6 protein-coding genes are annotated in these 6,302 nt (G+C 67.2%); 5 read left to right on the top strand and 1 reads right to left on the bottom strand.

Annotated features, from left to right (window positions below):
- Positions 1 to 281: 281 nt before the first annotated feature.
- The 3 genes from IE097_RS12890 to IE097_RS12880 all read left to right on the top strand — a co-directional run bounded on the left by IE097_RS12890 (position 282) and on the right by IE097_RS12880 (position 2,928).
- Entirely contained in the window at positions 282 to 1,478 is a 1,197-nt protein-coding gene (locus tag IE097_RS12890) for an MFS transporter (RefSeq protein WP_189461252.1), read from the top strand.
- Positions 1,479 to 1,488: 10 nt separating this feature from the next.
- Positions 1,489 to 2,433 carry a GlxA family transcriptional regulator gene (locus IE097_RS12885; RefSeq protein ID WP_189461251.1) on the top strand — a complete coding sequence of 315 codons (945 nt, stop codon included), beginning with the start codon at positions 1,489 to 1,491 and terminating at the stop codon, positions 2,431 to 2,433.
- A 132-nt stretch (positions 2,434 to 2,565) separates the two neighbouring features.
- Positions 2,566 to 2,928: a hypothetical protein gene (locus IE097_RS12880; RefSeq protein WP_189461250.1), complete on the top strand. Its 363-nt coding sequence runs from the start codon at positions 2,566 to 2,568 to the stop codon at positions 2,926 to 2,928.
- A 3-nt stretch (positions 2,929 to 2,931) separates the two neighbouring features.
- Here the strand turns inward: IE097_RS12880 and IE097_RS12875 are convergent, their stop codons facing one another.
- Positions 2,932 to 4,425 (bottom strand): YifB family Mg chelatase-like AAA ATPase, encoded by a 1,494-nt coding sequence (locus IE097_RS12875; protein ID WP_189461249.1) that lies wholly within the window; start codon positions 4,423 to 4,425, stop codon positions 2,932 to 2,934.
- A 127-nt stretch (positions 4,426 to 4,552) separates the two neighbouring features.
- Between IE097_RS12875 and IE097_RS12870 the strand changes: the two genes are divergently transcribed.
- The gene (locus IE097_RS12870) at positions 4,553 to 5,587 is read left to right on the top strand and encodes a sensor histidine kinase (RefSeq protein ID WP_189461248.1); all 1,035 of its coding nucleotides are present in this window, start codon (positions 4,553 to 4,555) and stop codon (positions 5,585 to 5,587) included.
- Positions 5,553 to 6,302 carry a LytR/AlgR family response regulator transcription factor gene (locus IE097_RS12865; protein ID WP_189461247.1) on the top strand — a complete coding sequence of 250 codons (750 nt, stop codon included), beginning with the start codon at positions 5,553 to 5,555 and terminating at the stop codon, positions 6,300 to 6,302. The genes IE097_RS12870 and IE097_RS12865 overlap by 35 nt, the downstream gene beginning before the upstream one ends.

Genomic DNA, 6,302 nt, shown 5'->3' with positions numbered 1-6,302 from the left:
ACAACAGGCGCTGGTCCTGGTTGAACGCGGCGGCGAATGACGCGAGCAGGCTGGTGAGGTCCATCGGCAGAGATGAAAGTAAATAGTAAGCCTGAGATTATCGACAATGCCGATTGTTTATGTCAAAAAAACAAAGGCGAAAGAAAGATATTTGCAAAATAAACAGTAAGCATATTCGCAATCATTTCGTTGTACATCTGGCAGAATTTGATCGTACATTGGCATTCACGCCAAACAGCGGGCAGCCACACTGGTCCTGTCCATCCACACGGAGCAGTACCATGGCCGCGCCCGATCCCCGCCACAATGTCCGCACGCTGGCGATCTGCCAGGGTTTGTATACCGCCGCGATTTCGATCGACCTGACGCTGACCGGTCTGGCCGGCTATGCGCTGGCCGTCGACAAGCGTCTGGCAACGCTGCCGTTCTCGATCATCATCGTCACCGCCGCGCTGACGGCGCTGGTTGCCGCATCGCTGCTGAAGCGGCTCGGACGGCGACGTGGTTTCGTCATCGGCGCCACTGCCGGCATGCTCGGCGGGCTGGTTTCGGCACTGGCGATGTTCCGCCACGATTTCGTGCTGTTCTGCGTCGGCACCGCCGGCATCGGCGTCTTCCAGGCATTCGCGCAGTACTACCGTCTGGCCGCCGCCGACGAATCACCGCGTGACGCCAAAGCGCGCGCGATCGCGACGGTGATGACCGGCGGCGTGCTGGCCGCGCTGTTCGGACCGCTGCTGGCCAGGAGCGCGCAGGGCTGGTTTGTCGCGGTGCCGTTCGCCGGCGCCTACCTGCTGGCCGCGGCACTCGGACTGGCATCGCTGCTGCTGCTGCTGCGTTACCGCGAATCGCAACATGACACCGCCGAAGCCGTTGCGTACGACGCGCACCGGCCGCTTTCGAACATCGTGGCGCAACCGGTCTTCGTCGCCGCCATCGCCAACAACCTGATTGCCTACGCCGTGATGGTGTGCCTGATGACGGCGACACCGCTGGCGATGCTGGCTTGCGGCTTCAATGTGGCCGACGGTGCCGGCGTGATCCAGTGGCACATGCTCGGCATGTTCGCACCGGCGTTTGTTTCGGGCCGGTTGATCACGCGCTTCGGCGTGCTGCCGGTATCGCTGTCGGGCGCCCTGCTGCTCGCCGCCAGCGCGGTGCTCGGTCAGGCGTCGACGGCGCTGCCGGCGTTCTATGTCGCGCTGATGCTGCTCGGCGTCGGCTGGAATTTCATGTTCGTCGCCGGTACCACGCTGCTGGCGCAGTCGTACCGGCCGAGCGAGCGCGCCCGGACCCAGGGCGGCAGCGAGTTCGCGACCAGCTGCGCTGCCGCGCTCGGCTCCTTCATCGCCGCGCCGTGGCTGCAGCGCTACGGCTGGGGCACCTTGAACGCTGCCGTGCTGCCCTTGCTGCTGATTCCGGTGCTGGCGACACTGTACTGGCGCTTCGCGCCGCGCCCGGTCGTGGCCACGGCCTGAGGAGGATGCCATGCCGCCGCGTCACGTCGTCTTCGTCCTCTATCCCGACGTCAACGTCCTCGACGTCGCCGGGCCGCTCGAAGTGTTCTCGCAACCGGGGCGCAACGGCTTCGTCACGCCGGTGCCGTACCGGACGACGCTGGCGTCGGTCGCCGGCGGCCCGGTCCGCAGTTCGGCCGGCGCCGAGTTCGCCACGGTGCCGCTGGCGTCACTCGACGACATCGACACGCTGATCGTGCCCGGCGGCCAACCGGACGCACCGGCCGTATCCAAGGCACTGCGAGACTGGCAACCACGGGTACGCCGGCTCGCCAGCGTCTGTACCGGGGCGCTGATTCTCGCCGCCGCCGGCGTGCTGGCCGGACGCCGCGCGACGACGCACTGGCAGTATGCCGCGCAGTTGCGGACGATCGATCCGAGCATCGCCGTTGATGCCGATGCGATCTACATCAACGACGGCCCAATCTGGACGTCGGCCGGCATTTCCGCCGGCATCGATCTGGCGCTGGCGCTGGTCGAGGCCGATCACGGCCATGCGTTGGCGATGCGCATCGCCAAGCAGATGGTCGTTTTCCTCAAGCGTCCCGGCGGGCAGTCGCAGTTCAGTGCGGCGCTGGCTGCACAGAGCCGCGATGCCGCGTTTGCCGAGCTGATCGGCTGGATCGCCGCGCACCCCGATGCCGACCTGCGCGTCGACGTTCTCGCCGCACGGATGAACATGAGTCCGCGCAGCTTTGCCCGCCATTTCGTCACCGCCACCGGCCAGACGCCGGCCGCTGCGGTCGAGGCACTGCGGCTGGAGGCCGCCTGCCGGCTGCTGACCGGGACGACGATGCCGCTGAAACGGGTTGCGCTGGATGCCGGACTCGGCGACACGCAGACGCTGCGGCGCGTGCTGCTGCGGCATCGCGGCATCGGTCCGCAGGACTACCGCGCCCGTTTCGGTCACGGCTGAAGCGCGGGCGCGCGAAATCGGCGGTGCAAATGGCGTCGTCCTGCGCAGGATCAAGGCGCAGCCGGTAGTAATACCGCAACCTCTGTGTGCCAGGATTTGTCTACCGTCAAACCCCAACAAGAGGAGTCCGCGATGCAAGCACTTGCCAGCGCCATCGGCCATGGCCGGCTGCAGGCCGTCATCGACGACTTCGTCGATACCCTGAAGCGGCACCCGTGGTTCGCGGCGATCAACGACCGCATTCCCGAATTCGAAACCCTGCGCCGCAAGCTGCTGGCGTTCTGGTACGCCGTGCTCGACGGCGAAAGCTATCGCCTGCCACCGGCTTTGCCCTATTTTCCGGCCATCGACGACCACCCGGTCAGCGAGTGCCAATGGCGTACGGTCAACGCCCTGTTCGCCGAATCGATCGACCGCCACCTGCCACCGCACCTGGCCAAGCCGTGGCGGATGCGCCTCGACCTGTTCGGCCAATCGCTGCCGCTGAACCGCTAGGCGCTATCCCAGTCCGCGGCGGTACTGCACCGCCTCGGCAACGTGTGCAGCAGCGATCACCTCGGTGCCCGCGAGGTCGGCAATCGTCCTTGCCACCCGCAGTACCCGGTGGAATGCCCGCGCCGACAGATTGAGCCGCGCCAGCGCCGTCTGCAGCATCGCCCTCCCCTCATCGTCAACCCCGCAGAACGCATCGATCTCCGCGCCGGCCAGCGCCGCATTCGGCTTGCCCTGCCTGACGGCCGAACACCGGCCGGCCCGTTCGGTCCGTGCCCGAACGACCGTGCTCGTCTCGCCGTCCGGTGCGGCCAGCAACGCCGTTTCCGGCAAGGCTGGCACTTCGACGATCAGGTCGATCCGGTCCAGCAATGGCCCCGACAGGCGCCCGCGGTAACGCGCCAGCTGTTCGGGCGTGCAGCGGCAGGCCTTTTGCGGATGTCCGAGATAACCGCAAGGGCAGGGATTCATCGCCGCCACCAGCTGGAAGCGCGCCGGAAAACAGGCCGAATGTGCCGCCCGGGCGATGTGGACCTCGCCGGTCTCAAGCGGCTCGCGCAGTACCTCGAGCACCTTGCGGTCGAACTCGGGCAACTCGTCCAGAAACAGCACGCCGTGGTGCGCCAGAGAAATCTCCCCCGGTTGCGGCACGCTGCCGCCGCCGACCAGTGCGACCGGCGACGACGTATGGTGCGGACTGCGGAACGGCCGGATGCCGAAACGGCGGACATCGAAGCCGACACGCGAAAGCGACTGCACGCTGGCGACGTCGATCGCCTCGTCGGCATCCAGCGCCGGCAAGAGGCCGGGCAGGCGCTGCGCCAGCATCGACTTGCCGGTTCCCGGCGGGCCCACCAGCAGCAATGAGTGCCGACCGGCTGCGGCAATTTCGAGCGCCCGTCGTGCATGCCGCTGGCCGCGAACGTCGGCCAGGTCGGGCCCAGCATCGCCGTGGGCGACCGGCGCCGCCTCGGCCTGCGGCAACGATTCGCCGGCCGCGAAATGCCGGCACACCTGCAGCAGGTGCTCGGCCGCCAGCACCGTGGCGCCCGGATACAGCGCGGCCTCGGCCGCACAGGCGGCCGGCACGATCAGCGTCCGCCCGGCCTGCGCCGCGGCGCGCGCCAGTGCCAGCGCGCCGCGGACCGGCCGCAGATCGCCGGCCAGTCCCAGTTCGCCGGCAAATTCGTAGTCGCCGAGCCGCTCCGCCGGAATCTGTCCGCTGGCGGCCAGCAGGCCGATCGCGATCGGCAGGTCGAACTGGCCCGACGACTTCGGCAGGTCGGCGGGGGCCAGATTCACCGTGATCCGCCGCGCCGGGAATTCGAACCCCGCCACCGTCAGCGCCGCACGCACGCGCTCCCTCGCCTCGCGGACCTCGGCATCGGGCAGGCCCACGAGGGTGCAGGCCGGCAGGCCGTTGGCAAGGTGGACTTCGACGGTGACCGCCTGCGCGGCAAGGCCGAGCAGGGCGCGACTGTGGATCAGGGCAATGGACATGGCATTTCCGGGGAGAGACGGCGACAGACCGACCGACAGGCGGTAAGGATCGACCGCAAAGCAGGCAAAAAACCGACGAACGGCGGGTTTCGTTATAGTTGACGCTTTCGCCCCCGTGCTAGGTCCTTTGAGCGCCCAAACCGTCATCGACGAACTGCCCGACTTCCGCTCGCCGAGCGTGATGTTGCATGCCCTCGTCTACTCGCACCTGCTGCTGTTGCTGCACACGCTGGCCGACCTGCCGCGCTGGGCACACTGGAGCTCGCGCGTGGCCGGCGCGGCGATCTGGGTCGAGCTGGTGCTGCTGCCGTCGCTGGCCATACTGGCCGGGCTAGCACCGACGCTGGCGCGGCTGCCCTACCGGCTCGGCGTGTTCATCGTCTGTACCGTCACCGTCGGCTGCGGCTGGATCGGCCGGGTGCTGCTGATGCCGATCCAGGCCCAGCCGAACGCGCAGTTCGCCCCGGAGCTGATGATCCTGCTGTCGACGCTGGGGTTTCTGTGGCTGTTGCAGATGCGCCACCGTGCGCTGGTGCCGCGGCTGGCCGAAGCGCGCCTGTCGGCGCTGCAGGCGCGCATCCGGCCGCATTTCTTCTTCAACAGCCTCAATGCCGTTCTGTCGCTGATTCGCTACGAACCGGCCAAGGCCGAGGAAGCGCTGCAGGACATCGCCGACCTGTTCCGCGTGGTCATGAAGGACAACCGCAAGCTGGCCCGGCTGGTCAGCGAGGTCGAGGTGGCCGAACGCTACCTCAACATCGAGATGATCCGCCTTGGCAACCGGCTGCAGGTCGACTGGCAGATCGATGACATGCCCGAGAACGCGGCGGTGCCGCCGCTGGTTTTGCAGCCGCTGCTGGAAAACGCCATCTATTATGGCGTCGAGCCCCTGCTCGAGCCGCCACCGATCCAGATTCGCATCACCCAGACCCGCGACCGTGTCCACCTGATCGTCCGCAATGCCCTGCCGAGCAATACGGTGCGCGTGCGCGAAGGCAACGGCATGGCGCTGGAAAACATACGCGAACGACTGCTGCTGCACTTCGACACCGAAGCAAGCCTCACGACAGAAGCCGGCAGCGACTATTATCAAGTACATATCTTGCTGCCCTACCGGGAGATTTTGCATGACGACGCCGCTGCGCCTTTTTCTCGTCGATGACGAACTGCCGGCCCTCCGCCGCCTGCAGGACGTGCTGGTCGACTGTGCAGACGAGTGCCCGCACGAGATCGTCGGCACCGCCACCAACGGCATGTCCGCGCTGAGCCAGCTGGCCGACGCCGACGCCGACGCCGCGATCATCGACATCCAGATGCCGCAGATGAGCGGGATCGAACTCGCCCGCGAGCTGCAGGCGCAGGAACACCCGCCGGCGGTGATCTTTGCGACGGCGTTCGAGGAGTACGGCGTCGCCGCATTCGAAGTCCGCGCGATCGACTACCTGCTCAAGCCGATCCGTCGCGAGCGGCTGATCGAGGCGCTCAAGCGCGTCGCCCAGGCCCGGCAGGCGCGCAGCGAAGCCGCTCCGTCATCGCACGCACGCAGCCACTTCAGCGTCACCGAACGCGGCAGGCTGCACCTGATCCCGGTATCCGAGGCGCGCTACCTGAAGGCCGAGCAGAAATACATCACGCTCAAGACCCGCGAACGCGAATACCTGCTCGAAGACTCGCTGACCCGGCTCGAGGAGGAGTTCGGCAGCCAGTTCGTCCGCATCCACCGCAACTGCCTGATCGCCACCGACGCCCTCGCCGGATTCGAGCGCGCCGCGTCGAATGGCGGCGAGACCCACTGGGTCGCCGTGCTCAAGGACCTGCCGGAAAGGCTGGCCGTCAGCCGCCGCCAGCAGCACGTGATCAAGGATTTCAAGAAGTAG

Origin of the sequence: Jeongeupia chitinilytica, assembly GCF_014652315.1 — a bacterium.
In the GTDB taxonomy this organism is placed as follows: domain Bacteria; phylum Pseudomonadota; class Gammaproteobacteria; order Burkholderiales; family Chitinibacteraceae; genus Jeongeupia; species Jeongeupia chitinilytica.
Note: the sequence above shows the minus strand (reverse complement) of the source record. Positions and strands in the feature narration are given on the sequence as shown.

Excerpts from the sequence above, each read along its gene's own strand:
- IE097_RS12875 (WP_189461249.1), bottom strand. The coding sequence starts at position 4,425 with ATGTCCATTGCCCTGATCCACAGTCGCGCCCTGCTCGGCCTTGCCGCG.
- IE097_RS12890 (WP_189461252.1), top strand. The coding sequence starts at position 282 with ATGGCCGCGCCCGATCCCCGCCACAATGTCCGCACGCTGGCGATCTGC.
- IE097_RS12865 (WP_189461247.1), top strand. The coding sequence starts at position 5,553 with ATGACGACGCCGCTGCGCCTTTTTCTCGTCGATGACGAACTGCCGGCC.
- IE097_RS12885 (WP_189461251.1), top strand. The coding sequence starts at position 1,489 with ATGCCGCCGCGTCACGTCGTCTTCGTCCTCTATCCCGACGTCAACGTC.
- IE097_RS12880 (WP_189461250.1), top strand. The coding sequence starts at position 2,566 with ATGCAAGCACTTGCCAGCGCCATCGGCCATGGCCGGCTGCAGGCCGTC.